The 15,164-nt window shown below is 60.6% G+C and carries 18 protein-coding genes; 9 read left to right on the top strand and 9 right to left on the bottom strand.

Translation table 11 applies throughout. From position 1 onward, the window contains the following. Positions 1 to 3: 3 nt before the first annotated feature. Positions 4 to 1,095, top strand: a complete 1,092-nt coding sequence (locus tag M3P21_RS08310; RefSeq protein ID WP_249708877.1) for an ABC transporter ATP-binding protein — start codon at positions 4 to 6, stop codon at positions 1,093 to 1,095. A 16-nt stretch (positions 1,096 to 1,111) separates the two neighbouring features. Here the strand turns inward: M3P21_RS08310 and M3P21_RS08305 are convergent, their stop codons facing one another. From M3P21_RS08305 to M3P21_RS08295, 3 genes are read right to left on the bottom strand one after another with little or no spacing between them, the layout of a single operon-like run. Then, the gene (locus M3P21_RS08305; RefSeq protein WP_249708875.1) at positions 1,112 to 2,599 is read right to left on the bottom strand and encodes a heme biosynthesis protein HemY; all 1,488 of its coding nucleotides are present in this window, start codon (positions 2,597 to 2,599) and stop codon (positions 1,112 to 1,114) included. Between the two features lie 10 nt (positions 2,600 to 2,609). After that, positions 2,610 to 3,914 (bottom strand): COG4223 family protein, encoded by a 1,305-nt coding sequence (locus M3P21_RS08300; RefSeq protein WP_249708866.1) that lies wholly within the window; start codon positions 3,912 to 3,914, stop codon positions 2,610 to 2,612. 54 nt (positions 3,915 to 3,968) lie between these two features. Further along, positions 3,969 to 4,682, bottom strand: a complete 714-nt coding sequence (locus M3P21_RS08295) for a uroporphyrinogen-III synthase (RefSeq protein WP_249708864.1) — start codon at positions 4,680 to 4,682, stop codon at positions 3,969 to 3,971. 98 nt (positions 4,683 to 4,780) lie between these two features. Between M3P21_RS08295 and tsaD the strand changes: the two genes are divergently transcribed. From tsaD to M3P21_RS08270, 5 genes are read left to right on the top strand one after another with little or no spacing between them, the layout of a single operon-like run. After that, on the top strand, positions 4,781 to 5,878 hold the full coding sequence (tsaD, locus tag M3P21_RS08290) for a tRNA (adenosine(37)-N6)-threonylcarbamoyltransferase complex transferase subunit TsaD (RefSeq protein WP_249708862.1): 1,098 nt from the start codon (positions 4,781 to 4,783) through the stop codon (positions 5,876 to 5,878). Then, positions 5,875 to 6,837 (top strand): NAD(P)H-dependent glycerol-3-phosphate dehydrogenase, encoded by a 963-nt coding sequence (locus M3P21_RS08285; RefSeq protein WP_249708861.1) that lies wholly within the window; start codon positions 5,875 to 5,877, stop codon positions 6,835 to 6,837. The genes tsaD and M3P21_RS08285 overlap by 4 nt, the downstream gene beginning before the upstream one ends. Position 6,838: 1 nt before the next feature. Beyond that, on the top strand, positions 6,839 to 7,108 hold the full coding sequence (locus tag M3P21_RS08280) for a YciI family protein (protein ID WP_249708858.1): 270 nt from the start codon (positions 6,839 to 6,841) through the stop codon (positions 7,106 to 7,108). Next, entirely contained in the window at positions 7,108 to 7,530 is a 423-nt protein-coding gene (locus tag M3P21_RS08275) for an EVE domain-containing protein (RefSeq protein ID WP_249708856.1), read from the top strand. The genes M3P21_RS08280 and M3P21_RS08275 overlap by 1 nt, the downstream gene beginning before the upstream one ends. Before the next feature lie 41 nt (positions 7,531 to 7,571). Further along, positions 7,572 to 7,967, top strand: coding sequence for a DUF1761 domain-containing protein (locus tag M3P21_RS08270; RefSeq protein WP_249708854.1), 396 nt, complete (start codon positions 7,572 to 7,574; stop codon positions 7,965 to 7,967). A gap of 227 nt (positions 7,968 to 8,194) precedes the next feature. On the opposite strand, the gene M3P21_RS08265 is transcribed toward M3P21_RS08270, so the two are convergent. Next, a complete protein-coding gene (locus M3P21_RS08265) occupies positions 8,195 to 8,536 on the bottom strand; it encodes a DUF2853 family protein (protein ID WP_249708852.1) in 342 nt (113 codons plus the stop codon). A gap of 196 nt (positions 8,537 to 8,732) precedes the next feature. Between M3P21_RS08265 and M3P21_RS08260 the strand changes: the two genes are divergently transcribed. Continuing rightward, positions 8,733 to 9,380 (top strand): DUF899 family protein, encoded by a 648-nt coding sequence (locus M3P21_RS08260; protein ID WP_249708850.1) that lies wholly within the window; start codon positions 8,733 to 8,735, stop codon positions 9,378 to 9,380. A 104-nt stretch (positions 9,381 to 9,484) separates the two neighbouring features. Here the strand turns inward: M3P21_RS08260 and ahcY are convergent, their stop codons facing one another. Further along, positions 9,485 to 10,873: an adenosylhomocysteinase gene (ahcY, locus tag M3P21_RS08255; RefSeq protein ID WP_249708848.1), complete on the bottom strand. Its 1,389-nt coding sequence runs from the start codon at positions 10,871 to 10,873 to the stop codon at positions 9,485 to 9,487. A gap of 207 nt (positions 10,874 to 11,080) precedes the next feature. Here ahcY and M3P21_RS08250 point away from each other — a divergent pair, with 207 nt between their 5' ends. Continuing rightward, positions 11,081 to 11,995: a glycosyltransferase family 8 protein gene (locus M3P21_RS08250; protein WP_249708846.1), complete on the top strand. Its 915-nt coding sequence runs from the start codon at positions 11,081 to 11,083 to the stop codon at positions 11,993 to 11,995. A gap of 118 nt (positions 11,996 to 12,113) precedes the next feature. Here M3P21_RS08250 and M3P21_RS08245 read toward each other — a convergent pair whose 3' ends face one another. After that, positions 12,114 to 12,428: a hypothetical protein gene (locus M3P21_RS08245; RefSeq protein WP_249708844.1), complete on the bottom strand. Its 315-nt coding sequence runs from the start codon at positions 12,426 to 12,428 to the stop codon at positions 12,114 to 12,116. Between the two features lie 208 nt (positions 12,429 to 12,636). Between M3P21_RS08245 and M3P21_RS08240 the strand changes: the two genes are divergently transcribed. Beyond that, entirely contained in the window at positions 12,637 to 13,230 is a 594-nt protein-coding gene (locus tag M3P21_RS08240) for an HD domain-containing protein (RefSeq protein WP_249708842.1), read from the top strand. 99 nt (positions 13,231 to 13,329) lie between these two features. Here M3P21_RS08240 and M3P21_RS08235 read toward each other — a convergent pair whose 3' ends face one another. The 3 genes from M3P21_RS08235 to M3P21_RS08225 form a co-directional block, all read right to left on the bottom strand. Then, entirely contained in the window at positions 13,330 to 13,701 is a 372-nt protein-coding gene (locus M3P21_RS08235) for a VOC family protein (RefSeq protein ID WP_249708832.1), read from the bottom strand. Positions 13,702 to 13,810: 109 nt separating this feature from the next. Beyond that, positions 13,811 to 14,365, bottom strand: a complete 555-nt coding sequence (locus M3P21_RS08230) for an ActR/PrrA/RegA family redox response regulator transcription factor (RefSeq protein ID WP_249708830.1) — start codon at positions 14,363 to 14,365, stop codon at positions 13,811 to 13,813. A 90-nt stretch (positions 14,366 to 14,455) separates the two neighbouring features. After that, complete coding sequence (locus tag M3P21_RS08225) at positions 14,456 to 15,076, bottom strand: SCO family protein (protein WP_249708808.1); 621 nt, start codon at positions 15,074 to 15,076, stop codon at positions 14,456 to 14,458. Between the last annotated feature and the right edge of the window lie 88 nt (positions 15,077 to 15,164).

The following is a 15,164-nucleotide window of genomic DNA, read 5'->3' as shown; positions in this document are numbered from 1 at the left end:
ATCATGGCCGATCTGAAACTCACCAATGTCGAAAAGACCTATGCCGAAAACGTCAATGTTCTCAACAATATAAACCTCGACATCACGACCGGCGAACTGATCGTTTTTGTCGGCCCCTCGGGCTGCGGCAAGTCGACCTTGCTGCGGATGATCGCGGGGCTGGAAAAGATCACCGGCGGCGAGCTGACCATTGACGGCGAGATGATGAACGACGTGCCACCGGCGCAGCGTGGAATCGCGATGGTGTTCCAGTCTTACGCGCTCTACCCGCATATGACGGTGCGCGACAACATGGCCTTTGCCCTGAAGATCGCCAAGAAATCGAAGGCCGAGATCGACGCGGCGGTCGATAAAGCGGCCAAAGTCCTTCAGTTAGAGCCGTATCTGGATCGTCTGCCCAAGGCGCTGTCCGGCGGGCAGCGCCAGCGCGTGGCCATTGGCCGGTCGATCGTGCGCGATCCCAAAGTGTACCTCTTCGACGAACCGCTCTCGAATCTCGACGCCGCTTTGCGCGTCGCCACGCGGATCGAGATCGCGCGGCTGAAAGAGGCGATGCCGGATCGCACCATGATCTATGTGACCCATGATCAGGTCGAGGCGATGACGCTGGCCAGCCGCATCGTGGTTTTGGCCAACAAGGGTATCGCTCAGGTCGGAACCCCGCTGGAACTGTATGAGACACCCGAGAACGAGTTTGTCGCTCAGTTCATCGGGTCACCCGCGATGAACCTGCTGCCCGGCAAGATCACCGGCACGGGGGCCCGGACCATTGTGACGCTGGATGGTGGCGGCAGCGCGATCTCGGACATCCGGACCAGCGATGGTGACAGCGGCAAGGCGGTCAATATCGGCGTCCGGCCCGAGGATATGAGGCCGACAGACAGCGAATATCTGTTCAAGGGCAAGGTCGATATCACCGAAGCTCTGGGTGAGGTCACGCTGCTTTATTTTGAGCCCGTCGCCGGGGCCGATCCGGTCATTGCCAAACTGCCGGGCATCCAGCGCGACCTGCGCGGCAGCGATGTCACCCTGACCGCCGATCCGGCCAAGGTGCATCTTTTTCACGAAGGGCAGTCCATGCGCCCCAAAACCTAAGAAAGGGGCGCGGCGATCAGGTGGCGGGTCGGGGTTCGGCCCCCGGTGTGTCAGACGGTTGAACTTCGCCATCCAGAATGGTTGCATCCTCGGGCGCGTCCTCGATCTCATCGGATTTGTCCTCCAGCGCGCCCAGGATCAAGGGCAACATCTGCGCCCCGGTTGCGGTTGCGACCTCTTGTTTTGTCGGCGCGGTCCAGGTCAGCGTATCGAAACTGTGACAATTGCCGCAGGTCGGCGCCCATTCGGGCTGGATGTCGTGGCAATTGTCGCAGACCCATTGCGGCCCGCGTGGCGCGGTGAGCGCCTTTGCCAGCCAGCCCTGAACCACCGCATCCGTTGCGCCCTCGCCCCGTTCGACCGCAGCCATCAAGGTAAAGACGCGCGCATCCGCATCTTTCATTTCAACCAGATCGCCCAGCGCGCGGCGCGCTTCCGGGAAATCTTCGGCCACGATGTTCAGCTCGGCCATGACCAGACGGGTCTCGGCATCGTTGGGATGCAGCCGCGACAGGGCCGAGAACCGGCGGACCCGGTTTGCCGGCGTTTCGTCCGGCACAATTTCGGCAAAGGCGTGGGCCAGATCGGGATGCGGGCGGACCTCCCACGCTTTCTTGAGGATCTTGGTCGCGTTGCGCGGCTTACCCTTGGCGATATGCGCGCGCGCTGCCATGGCGGCAGCGGGCACCAGATCGGGTGACAGGCGATTGGCCTCGATCGCGCGTTCCTGCTGATCGACGGTTCCGTCCTCGTCCAGCAGCTCTTTTGCCTCGGACAGGGCCAGCACGGCATCGCGGCGCTTATAGATATCGCGCGGCAAGGCGCCGGATTTCAACTTGGCGGTCAGGGTCGAGCGGGCGCCCGCCCAGTCCTGCGCCTTGGTCTGAAGCGTCAGCAGCACATCTTGCGTTTCGGTGTGTTTCGGTTTCAGTTCCAGCGCCTTTTCCGCCAGCTTGCGTGCGGTATCATCATCGCCATCGGCCAGCTTCTGTTTCATGATCCCACGCACGCCGACAAAGCGGGTGGCGTCATTGGTCACCAGCTTTTTGTAGGTCTCGGCCGCGCGCTTGGTGTCACCGTTCAACTCGGCCGCCTGCGCCACCAGCAGATTAGTCAATTCAGGCTTTTGCAGCAGCTTTTCGGCCTTGCTGGCCTTTGCCATCGCCACGTTCCCCTCGCCCGAAGCCAGCGCCATCACACTATCGGCCAGCGCCTGATAGCCACGGCGTTCGCGACCCCGGTCGAAATAGCGCGACATCGCGGTTTCATCGCCATTGAGGAATTTCAGCGTCGCGATCAGTAGGCCCAGCAGCTTGAAGGCCAGCCAGACCAGGCAGACCAGTACGATCAGCGCCAGCACTGACTGCAGCGGGCCAAGTGTATATTCCGTGCCGGCGATCGTGACCTGCACGCCGCCCTGTGTATCCATCAGATACCCGGCACCCAGCCCCAGCAGCGCGATAATCGCCACCAGAACGAGAATTTTGAGCAGTGACCAAAGCATGGCGCGTCCTTCAGTTCGAGTTCAGGCTGGTTGCCAGGGCATCAGCGGCGCTGAGCGCCTCCTGACGAGAGGTCGCGCGCGCAATCCATTCGGACAGCGCCGCCTTGGCTGCATCAGGCAGCGCATCCAGATCGGTGAGCGTGGTCGAGACATCGCCCTGCGTCAGCGCCGCCTCGGCCCGGGACAGGACCGCATCGGCGTCCGAGCCTTCGCGCGGCGCGACCGAGCGTGCGCCTGTCTGGCGCTGAATGAAGGCCATCAAACCGGTGCCTTTCTCGGTCTCTCGCGCGTCAGCAAGTGCCACCCGCGCGGCAGGCGCAAAGCTTTCCTGCAAGACGCTTAGTGTTGCAACGCCATCTGTGGCCGATGCCGCCAGCGCGCCGGGGATGCTGACGCCCCCGGATCTGAGCGCATTCAACGTTTTGACATAGGGCGCGCCGCTTTCCAGCTCACCGCGCAACTGCGCGGCGGCGGTGCGGTTGGCAGCGGCCTGCGCATCGGCGCTGGCCTGCTCCTTGAGATCCTGCGCCTGTTTCATCATCGATTCGACCTCGGCGCGCTGGCTTGCCATCGTGTCCTTGAGCTTGGCCAGTTCCGCGTCATAGGCCGCCACCGCCTCTTTCGAAGCCCCTTCGGTGACAGGGCGTTTTTCCAGCTCACTCAGCCGTGTTTCCAGATTCGGCAGGGCTTTCGACAGGTCCTGAATCTGAGTGGTCAGGGTTCCCAGATCGCTTGTCACTGGATCGATCTGCGCTGTCAGCGCATCGATCTTGTCGCTCAGACCGGCAGAATCCGTTCCGCTGACTTTCTGGTCGAGCGCACCCAGCGCGTCGGTCTGCTGTTTCAGCTGCGTTTCAAGCGCGGTCACCTGTGCGGACAGCGCGCTCGTGTCCGAACCCGACCCGAACAGACCGGCCTGCCCCGCGACAAAGCCGATTGCGGCGGCCAGAACCCCGCCAATCAACGCAGGTGCAAATCCACCCGATTTCTTTTCCGGCTGGGCTGCAACGTGCTCCACATAATTCGGGGTGAAACTCATCTCGGCTTCGGCTTCGGCTTCGGCTTCGGCTTCGGCTTCGGCTTCGGCTTCGGCTTCGGCTTCGGCTTCGGCTTCGGCTTCGGCTTCGGCTTCGGCTTCGGCTTCGGCTTCGGCTTCGGCTTCGGAAGTCAGATCATCTGCCGCCTCATCCGCGTCAACAGCCTGATCGGCCTCACCCTCGGGCAACTCTGTAGCATCGGCATTTTCGGCTGCCTCCACCGGGTCAGACTCGGATGAGGTATCCTTGCTGATCTCAGTCTCTTTCTTACCGGCCACCGAGTATTTCCCCCGTGATTCTGAAAATTATTAAACACCAGACCCTTGCAAAGACTAATGCGCGTCCGGGCGGCCCTCAACCCGGTTCGCCCGTTTGAGGGACATTTCGACGCTTTTTCCCATCGCTGCGCTGTTCGGACCCCCGGCAATCGCCATATCCTGAAAGGGCAATGTTTCAAGGGGTTCCGCCACGGCTGGGCTGAGCGCGATCAGCCAAAGGGGCGCACACGGGTTGGCCGTATCGGCAAATTGTCGCGCCGTCCTTGGCGAAAAAAACGGCGCGATCACGGGCTCGGACCCGGCCAGAACCTCGACCGCTGCGTCGTTAAGGGGCCGCAGGGATTGATCGTAAATGGCTTGCTCGCCACACGGGACGCCCGCACGCGACAGTGTTTCGGCAACGTTTCCCCGCGCATGCACGCCCCGCAAGTGCATCAGTGGTCCAATGGGTTTTTCCTTTGTTAGGGTCCCAATCAACTGCTGCGCATTGTCACCTGATTGGGTCGCATGCCAGCCCGCGTTGCGCGCTGCTTCGGTGGTGGCAGGCCCGACGCAATGGCAGGCAAGGTCGCGGCTGCGGATATTTTCTGCTGCGACCGCAACCGCATTGGCCGAGGTGAAAACGAGTGCGCCAACGCCCGCCAGCTCAGGTACGACGTCCAATGGACGGATCTGAATCAGCGGCGAAAAGATAGGCGAGAGTTGGGCTGAAACCGCGACGGGCAACCCGTCGATGAACCGTTCCGCAGCGGCGCGTGGGCGTGTCATCAGCAGATGCATCTTGTCGTGACTTTCCGCCTCGGGATTGTTTGCCGGAACGCGGGATGTTACCCCGCAGCGGATATCCGATGCAATCCCGAGGATGCATGACACCACACCTGACCATATTGGGACTGGAAAGCAGTTGCGACGACACGGCAGCGGCGATCGTATGTCAGGCCGAGGGCCACAGACCCGAGATCCTGTCCTCGATCGTCTATGGCCAGGCCGAATTGCACGCGGATTTCGGCGGTGTCGTGCCCGAGATCGCGGCGCGCGCGCATGCCGAAAAGCTTGATGTCGCGGTTGCCGAGGCGCTGGCAGCGGCACAAATGACGCTTGCGGATCTGGACGCTGTTGCGGTGACCGCCGGGCCGGGGTTGATTGGCGGTGTGCTGTCCGGTGTGATGTGCGCCAAGGGGCTAAGCGCTGCGACCGGGCTGCCGCTGGTCGGCGTGAACCATCTGGCCGGCCACGCGCTGACACCGCGTTTGACCGATGCTGTCGCCTTTCCTTACCTGATGCTGCTCGTCTCGGGCGGGCATTGCCAATATCTGATTGTACGCGGTCCCGAAGAGTTCACCCGTCTGGGCGGCACCATCGACGACGCCCCGGGCGAAGCGTTCGACAAGACAGCGCGCCTGTTGGGGCTGGCTCAGCCCGGCGGCCCGGCGGTGGAGGCAGACGCCAAGACAGGCGATCCCAAACGGTTCCGCTTGCCGCGCCCGCTGCTGGACCGGCCCGATTGCAACCTGTCCTTCTCGGGGTTGAAGACGGCTGTGCTGCGCGCCCGGGATCAGATTGTCGCCGAAAAAGGCGGCCTGACCAGGCAGGACCGCGCCGACCTGTGCGCCGGGTTCCAACAGGCGGTCGCAGATACGCTGACCGAGAAGACCCGCCGTGCAATCAGGCTCTATATCAGGGAAAACCCGGCTGAGCCTGTGGTCGCCGTCGCGGGAGGCGTCGCAGCAAACGGGACGATCCGGGCAGGCTTGCAAGCGCTCTGCCAAGAGGCCGGAGCGCGTTTTCTGGCACCACCTCTCGCGCTATGTACCGACAATGCGGCGATGATCGCCTATGCGGGGATGGAGCGGTTCCGAGCGGGCGCACGCGACGGCATGGACCTTGCCGCGCGGCCCCGCTGGCCGCTGGACAAGACAAGCCCGGCCCTGCTGGGCAGCGGCAAGAAAGGGGCCAAGGCATGAACGTTTCGGTTCTGGGGGCAGGCGCGTTCGGCACCGCCTTGGCAGTGTCCCTTGCGGGGAACGGGCCGGTGACGCTCTGGGCCAGATCGCGCGACCAGGCGGATGCAATGCAACAGGCGCGCGAAAATACCGGACGCTTGCCGGGGGTGTCGCTGCCGGAAGCACTGAAGGTTACCGATGATTTTCAGATGGCGACGCAGAACCGGACGCTGTTGCTGGCGGTACCCATGCAGAAACTGCGGTCCTTTCTCAACGATCATTCTGACGCGCTGCAGGGCCGGGCGTTGGTCGCCTGCTGCAAGGGGATCGAGCTGCAGACCGGTCTGGGACCAATCGCGGTGATGTCTGACGTCTTGCCCGACGCCCGCACCGCGCTGCTGACGGGTCCTAGCTTTGCCGATGACATCGCGCGGGGCCTGCCTACGGCGCTTACTCTGGCCTGCGCCGGGACGGGTTTGGGCGAGTCGCTACAGCACGATCTGACCACCGCCAATCTGCGGCTTTACCGTACGACCGACACCATCGGCGCCGAGCTTGGCGGGGCGCTGAAAAACGTGATGGCCATCGCCTGCGGCACAGTGATGGGCGCAGGTTTGGGCGACAGTGCCCGCGCCGCCCTGATGACGCGCGGCTATGCCGAAATGCAACGTTTTGCGCTGGCCTGCGGGGCGCAGCCGGAAACCCTGGCCGGGCTCAGCGGCTTTGGCGATCTGACTTTGACCTGCACCTCTGACCTGTCGCGGAACTATCGCCTTGGCCTGTCGCTGGGCCGGTCCGAAGCGTTCGACCCGTCGGTCACGGTCGAGGGGGCGGCCACCGCCTATGCCGTTGTGGCGCGGGCCGAGGAGATGGCGATCGACATGCCGATCTCGCGCTGTGTGACCGGATTGCTGGACGGTGCCTTGACCCCGGACGCGGCAATGGCGCAACTTCTGGCACGACCGCTCAAGGAGGAATGACATGCCGATAGCCCTGATCGCACGCGACAAGGATGGCGCCCTGCAAACCCGTCTGGACAACCGCACGGCGCATCTGGCCTATATCGAAGAGACCGGCGTAGTTGCGCAGGCCGGTCCGTTGCTGGATGGCGAGCAGATGATCGGATCGCTGATCATTCTGGATGTGGCGGATATGGCGGCGGCGCAAGAATGGGCCGACAATGACCCCTATGCGAAGGCGGGGCTGTTCCAATCCGTCGAATTGATCGCGTGGAAGAAGGTAGTCGGGTGATGGCATATTGGTTGTTCAAATCCGAACCCTCGACCTGGAGCTGGGATCAGCAGGTCGCGAAGGGCGATGCGGGCGAGGAATGGGACGGCGTGCGCAACTATCAGGCCCGCAATTTCATGCGCGAGATGAAACTGGGCGATCGCGGCTTCTTCTACCACTCGCAAAAGGAAAAATCCGTGGTCGGCATCGTCGAGGTCTGCGCCGAGGCCCACCCCGACAGCACCACCGACGATCCGCGCTGGGAATGCGTGGATATCAAGGCGATCCGGCGCTTCACCGAACCCGTCTCTTTGAACGACATCAAGGCCGAAGAAGCACTGGCTGAGATGGTGCTGGTCAAGAACTCGCGCTTGTCGGTTCAGCCCGTGACCGAAGCGGAATGGCGCAAAATCTGCGCGCTGGGGCAGACAGAACCGGACTGATCGGGCATCCTCTGGGCAGACCTATAGCGGAGAATTCACATATGGAACTGCTTAACATCCTCGTCGCTGCGGTTGCGGCATTTGCGGTCGGGTCGGTCTGGTACATGAAGCTTGCCGAGCCGTGGATGGAAGCCTCGGGCGTGCCGCGCGGGCCGGATGGACAGCCCGAAGGCGGGATGAACCCCAAGATCTTTGCGCTTGGCTTTGTTCTGCAGCTGATCGTTGCCGGCATGATGAGCCATGTGTTCCGCATGAGCGGTATCACCTCACTTGGCGCAGGTCTGGTCAGTGGGATCGGGGTCGGGTTGTTCTTCATTTCGCCCTGGATCGCGCTGAACAACATGTACGCCATGCGACCGTTCAAGCTGACGCTGATCGATGGCGGCTATGCCACGCTTGCCTGCGGTATCATGGGCTTGGTTCTGGCGCTTTTCTGAGGGGTTTGACGGTAAATTGGGGAAGGTCCTGACGATACAGAACCTTCCCCGTCCCCACGTGCTCCCTACTCACCACACGCGAAAAAATTCGAAGGTTTGACCGTCCTGGTCCTTGGCTTGACTATCTGCCAAAACGCCGCTTTTGGCAAACTCAAAGCATTTCAGATTGAGTTAAAATGCGAAACGCCCACCTGTTCCCGATGGGCGCTTTCAGGTCTGCGGCGTCCTTATCCGTAGACCGATTCCTTGCCGAAATGCTTGGTCAGCATGTAGTAAACGACGGCGCGGTATTTGTTGCGTTCGGATTTGCCGTAGATGTCGACAACCGAATTGATGCCATCCATCAACTCGGGCCCGTCGGCAAGACCCAGTTTCTTGATGAGAAAATTCTTCCTGACCGTTTCCAGCTCGCTGTCCTGGCTGGAGGCAACGGTGGCGGCATCGGCGTCATAGATCGCCGGACCGCAGCCGATGGTCACCTTGGTCAACAGATCCATATCGGGGTCGATCCCGCATTTGCTTTTCAGATCATCTGCGTATTGCGCGACCAACTCGTCACGTTTTCCCATTGCAAGTCTCCCTTGGTTTGTGTGTGCGGGCCTGTCACTCCCGCCGCGCAGGCTAGTCAGCCAGCCAAACCGCTCAAAGGGAAAATTCCGCTCGGCTCCCCCTTACAGTGACTGCGCCGCGACCTGTTGTGATTCCGTGGATTTTATTTTACATTTTAGTTAAACAATATTCTGCACAGACTGCGAGGCCAAAAAAGTGACCGCATCTTTTCCCAATGAGACCCCCGCCTATCGCGACGCGCGCAACGCGTTGCTGCTCTCTGAACTGGAGCTGCGCCAGAAGACCGAAGAGGTCGCGGCGCTGCGGCGCGAATTGCCCAAGGGTGGGGCCATCGCCGAGGATTACAGCTTTGCCGCACTGGATGGCACTGCCGCGCCGCTGTCAACGTTGTTCGGCGATCACGACACGCTGGCGATCTATTCGCTGATGTATGGTCCAAACGCTGACGCGCCCTGTCCCGCCTGTTCGTCGCTTCTGGACGGGTTTTGTGGTCATGCCGCGCAACTGGCGCGGCGAATGTCGCTTGTCATCGTCGCGCAGAACACGCCGGAAAAACTGACCGCTTTGTCACAGCATATGGGCTGGCAGGCGTTGCCGATCTACTCGGCTTTGGGAACGACTTATCAGAGCGATTATCTGGCAGAGAGTTCCGAAGGCAATCAAATGCCGATGATGAATGTCTTTTGCCGCGACGGGAACGGCATTCATCATTTCTGGGGGTCCGAGATGCTGTTTGAACCCAGCCCCTGGCATCCACGGCATATGGATACGGTCTGGCCGCTCTGGAATGTTCTGGACATGACACCGCAGGGACGCGGCGATTTCATGCCGTCCTTGCGCTAAAGCGCAATCCGAAAGTTGGCAGCCGGTTTTCAGATAAGATTGCGCGTCAGAACACGTGTCGGGGAAAGAGGCCGGGCAGACGCGCCGCCCGGCCGCTGACCGGATCAATACCGGTAATGTTCAGGCTTGTAGGGACCCTCGGGTTTGACGCCGATATAGGCGGCCTGCTCACTGTCCATCTTGGTCAGCTTGACGCCGATCCGATCCAGATGCAGGCGGGCGACCTTTTCGTCCAGATGCTTGGGCAGGATATAGACCTCGTTGTCGTACTGATCGCCTTTGGTGAACAGCTCGATCTGGGCCAGGACCTGGTTGGTAAAGGACGCCGACATCACAAACGACGGATGGCCGGTGGCGTTGCCAAGGTTCAGCAAGCGGCCCTCCGACAGCAGGATGATGCGGCTGCCCGAAGGCATCTCGATCATGTCCACCTGTTCCTTGATGTTGGTCCATTTGTGGTTCTTCAGGTTCGCCACCTGAATTTCATTGTCGAAATGGCCGATATTGCCGACGATGGCCATGTCCTTCATCGCGCGCATATGCTCGATGCGGATCACGTCCTTGTTGCCGGTGGTGGTGATGAACACATCGGCGCTGGCAACTTCGTCTTCCAGCAGGGTCACTTCGAACCCGTCCATGGCGGCCTGCAGGGCGCAGATCGGGTCCACTTCGGTCACTTTCACACGGGCACCGGCACCGCGCAGCGACGCGGCGGAGCCTTTGCCCACATCGCCGTAACCGCAGACCACGGCAACCTTGCCGGCCATCATCGTGTCGGTGGCGCGGCGGATGCCGTCGACCAGCGATTCCTTGCAGCCGTATTTGTTGTCGAATTTCGACTTGGTGACACTGTCATTCACGTTGATCGCCGGGAAGGGCAGCTGACCCTCCTTGACCAGTTGGTACAGGCGGTTGACGCCGGTGGTGGTTTCCTCGGACACGCCCTGGATCTGGCCACGCATCTTGGTGAACCAGCCCGGCGAGGCCGCCATGCGCTTGGCGATCTGGGCCTTGATGGCCGCTTCCTCTTCCGAACCCGGCACAGGGATGATGTCCTCACCTGCTTCGGCGCGCGCACCCAGCAGGATATAGAGTGTCGCGTCGCCGCCATCATCAAGGATCATGTTGGGGCCGTCTTCGAACAGGAAGGATTTGTCGAGGTAGTCCCAGTGCTCCTCCAGGGTCTGGCCCTTGATGGCGAATACAGGGACACCGGCCGCGGCAATGGCTGCGGCGGCATGGTCCTGGGTCGAGAAGATGTTGCAGGACGCCCAGCGTACATCCGCGCCCAGCGCAACCAGCGTTTCGATCAGAACCGCCGTTTGAATGGTCATGTGCAAAGACCCGACAATCCGAGCGCCTTTCAGCGGCTTGGCCTCGCCATATTCCGCGCGAAGGGACATCAGCCCCGGCATCTCGGTTTCAGCAATATCCAGTTCCTTGCGGCCAAATTCGGCCAGCGAAATGTCTTTGACGACGTAGTCTGTGCTCATCACAATACTCCAGCTCATTTGAAAAAGCCCTCTATCATTCAAACAAGGGCCTCACAACGCGAATCCATATTGCCCGGTGGACTCAATTCTGAGATACCGTCGGCCACGCCAAATCTGACAGTTACTGGATCAGGATTTTCGATGGGATCGAACACACGAACGCCACAAGTGACGGCTTCGCGTCCTGCAAACGCGCGCAGGGCAATCATGTTCTGCTGCGATCAGAACTACCTCGTCTTCGCCGCGCACGCGATTTCGCAGATCGCCGCGCTGCATTCGGACCGAGATTTCGACATCTGCCTGTGCTACGGCGAGCGTCCGGTGACCATCCCTGAAAGCCTTGCGCATCTCGATATCCGGCTCTGCCAGGTACAGACCGGAGATCTGTTTCAGGGCCTGCGGCTGGACGCGGGCAAGTCCCATGACGTTTACTTGCGGCTTGCCCTGCCAGAGGCCTTTGCCGACGAATATGACCGCATCCTGTACCTGGACAGTGACATCTTCGTTCAGGGTGGGGATTTCGGCGCGTTGCTGAAGCTGGATTTCGCGCCCTACCCGATTGCCGCAGTTCGCGACAACATGCAGTGGCGAACACCCAACCGCAGGCCGAGGCAGTTCAAGATTCTCGACCTGCCGACCGCGCGGTATTTCAATGCGGGTGTCATTCTGATGGATGTGGCGCGCTACAATGCACAGGATCTGCTGAATCGCTGCGTCGCCCTGGGCAAGGCCAACGCCGAAATCATGATCCGCCACGACCAGAACCTGTATAATGCAACGCTGCAGGGGGAATGGGCCGAGCTCAATCCGGTCTGGAACTGGCAGTTCACCTGGTCTTCGCGCCTGTTTGCGATGCAGCAGGAACCCAATCTGGTACATTTCATCGGTGGCACAAAACCGTGGAAAGACCCGAAAGGCGAACTCAGCCCGAGATTCGCGAATGCGTTCAGACGGTTTGCCGCGCGCTATTTCCCGGACACCGATATCATCCGATCCGAGGCCGCCACCCTCGCGCCAAACAGCTGGAAAATGCGCAAGATGCTGATCCGGCACCTGGCATCAAGCAAGAAAACCGCGCAGTTCCTTGATCGCTTCCAGGGTGATCTGGACCTGCTGCGATAGGAACTCACACCCGCAGCGCTCAATGCGCAGCACGACCCACAGGATTGGGGCTCCGACCGCTTCGGCCTATGTTTGGGGGAGAGGGGGAGGGGACGCGTTCGCTAAAACTGGCCCCGGGTCAACTTGGCGTACCGTCCGGAACAACAGCTGGGACGGCTTCGAAAAAATCAGTGCCGGCGGCGACAATGCAGGAAATGCCGTTGGCCTGAGTCAGTAGAACGGTGAATGTGCCGGTTTCCGCAGAGGTCCAGATTTCCATCACCGAATGTGAGCCACGTACATTCTGAAGACCGCCGACCTTTAATTGCTCGGCATATTTGTCTTTCAGATTGGCGACAACACTGTCGCGGGCTCCGCAAGAGGCGGCAAAGGCAGGCGGCGCAGTGGCGGCCATACCGAAAGTCAGGGCAACACCCAACAAACGCTTGAACATGGCAAGCTCCTTTCGTTACAGGTTTCTGTCTGAGAGGGCCGCTTAGGGAGGAAAATATGCGTCCCCCTCGATTAATATATCGTGATCCCGTACCCGAATTTCAAACCACGGGCGCTCAATAATTTGTTCGCAATGCGTGATCAGGATAGAGAACATTGTGCGATCGAAATGTGGCAAAAACATGGCGAACATGAAAGGCTGTGGCTGAATGGCAACGCAAACACGGGCATGGCAGCGGATGTTATCGGGGCGGCGACTGGACTTACTGGATCCGACCCCGGTGGATATCGAGATCGAGGATATCGCCCACGGATTGGCCTTTGTGGCCCGCTGGAACGGCCAGACCAAGGGCGATTTCGCCTATTCCGTGGCTGAACATTCTTTGCTGGTTGAGGCGCTTTTTGGCCGGATTTCCCCCAAAGCGCCCGCGAAATGGCACCTTGCCGCCTTGCTGCACGATGCGCCGGAATACGTGATCGGCGACATGATCTCACCGGTGAAATCCGCCGTCGGGCCCGATTACGGTAAGCTCGATGACCGGCTGGCCGCCGCGATCCATATCCGCTTCGGCCTGCCTGCCGCCGTGCCCGCGACCGTGAAACGTCAGATCAAGAAGGCCGACAAGATCAGCGCCTGGATGGAGGCCACTCAGATCGCCGGGTTTTCTGAGGCCGAGGCCACCAAATTCTTCGGTCGCCCGGACAAAGCGGTGATGGAGGGGCTACAGATCACGCTGCGCCCTCCGGTGGAGGTGCGACGCGCCTATACGGACCGGCATTTGGCATTGATAAAAAATATGTGAACCTGCGTCTGGCAAAAAATGTCTATATCGAACCGCTACTCGCCAGATGTTGCGGGCAACGAGTGATACGTCACGTTTGCCAGACCATCAGGTCAACGCCTAACCAAAGACGTAAAAGCACAGTTTGTTGCCATCCAGATCACGCGCGTAACCGCCATAGAATCGGTCGGGAATACGCTGGCCGGGCGCGCCCTCATCGGTTGCGCCAAGGCTGATGGCTTTGTCGTACAACGCCTTGGCCTCGTCCTTGGAGGCAGCCGCAAAGGCAATCATGCCACCATTGCCATTCGAGCACTCCTCGCCATCGTAAGGCTCGCATACAGCCAGCATCGGCGCCGCAGGGTCATTTCCAATAAAGGCTATGCGCCCGGCATCGATGACGACTTTGGCCCCCTTTTCAGCAAACAGGTTGGTGTAGAAATTCTTTGCGCGATCCATGTCCGAAACGCCAACAGTCACATAGCCGATCATTGATCCATCCAGTTGTTGAGAAAGAGGGAGGGTAGTACCCCAACACTCCGGGACAGCGCTGCAAGTATCAAATCACTAAACCGTCAATTGATGCGCACGCCGTTCTTGACTACCGAGGGCTGCGTTTCGCCAATATCCGCTGCAATGTCCTGCGGTGCATGTTCAGACGTCGGGCGGTTTCGCTGACGTTGCGGTCGCACAGCTCATAGACGCGCTGGATATGTTCCCAACGCACCCGATCAGCGCTCATCGGGTTTTCCGGGGGCGGCGGCAGCTCATCGCTGCCTGCCAACAGCGCGTTCATGATGTCGGTGGCGTCTGCGGGTTTCGAGAGGTAGTCCGTCGCGCCGATTTTCACCGCCGCCACGGCGGTTGCGATCGCACCATAACCGGTCAGCACCACCACCCGGCAATCGGGGCGTTTCTCGCGCAGCACCTCGACCACGTCCAGACCGTTGCCATCCTCCAACCGCAGATCGACCACGGCATAGGCGGGCGGGCGGGCGGTGGCGATGGCGCGCCCTGCGGCGACGGAACCGGCGGTCTCAATCTCGAAGCCGCGCTTTTCCATCGCCTTGGCCAGACGTCTCAGAAACGACTCATCATCGTCAACCAGAAGAAGCGATTTGTCTGGCCCGATTTCAAGCTGCGGAGTGTCGACCATATTCGTTCATTCCATTGTTTTTCGGGGGTCTATGTGGCTGCACCGCAGTATTAACGGCCCAACCTGAAAGGTCAAACGTGGTTGCAGATGTCACGCTGCGTCCAGAAAGCAGCCAATCTGGTCGGCCATCTGCTCGGGCTCGATCTCGCGGCGGAAAAACTCCACAAACCCGTGTTCCGGCAGAACCAGATAGGTGAAGGTCGAATGGTCGACCAGATAGAACTCGTCGGATGCGTCCTGCGCCTTGTAATAGGTCTTGTACGCCTTGCTGGCCGCCTTGACCTGTTCGGGCGAGCCGGTCAGTCCGATCAGCCGCTCATGCAGGTTCTCGGCATAATCGCCGACCACCTCGGGGGTGTCGCGCCCCGGGTCGATCGAGATGAAGACGGGCGTCACCATCTGCCCCCGGCTTTCCAGAACATCCACCGCGTCGGCATTGCGCGCCATGTCGAAGGGGCAGACATCCGGGCAGAACGTATAACCGAAATACAGCAGCGTCGGTTCGGTGATCACATCGGTGTCGGTGACGGTTTCACCCTTGGCGTTGACCAGTTCGAACGGGCCGCCGATCGCCCCGGCCCCACCCGCGATCTGACTGGCGCGGCATTGCGCGAACTGGTCATCCGACGACCCGCCTCTCGTCATCAGCCAGGTTACGGCAAGCAACAGCAGCACAAAGACGGCGGCCAGAACGGCATAGAGACGGGGCATGGCGTTGAACCTCGAAGAATGAGATGTTGAACATATTGGCCGTGAGACCTATCAACTTGGTCGGCCTTTGCAACGGGACATAGTTGAC

This window comes from Ruegeria spongiae (assembly GCF_023502395.1).
GTDB lineage: Bacteria > Pseudomonadota > Alphaproteobacteria > Rhodobacterales > Rhodobacteraceae > Ruegeria_C > Ruegeria_C spongiae.
Note: the sequence above shows the minus strand (reverse complement) of the source record. Positions and strands in the feature narration are given on the sequence as shown.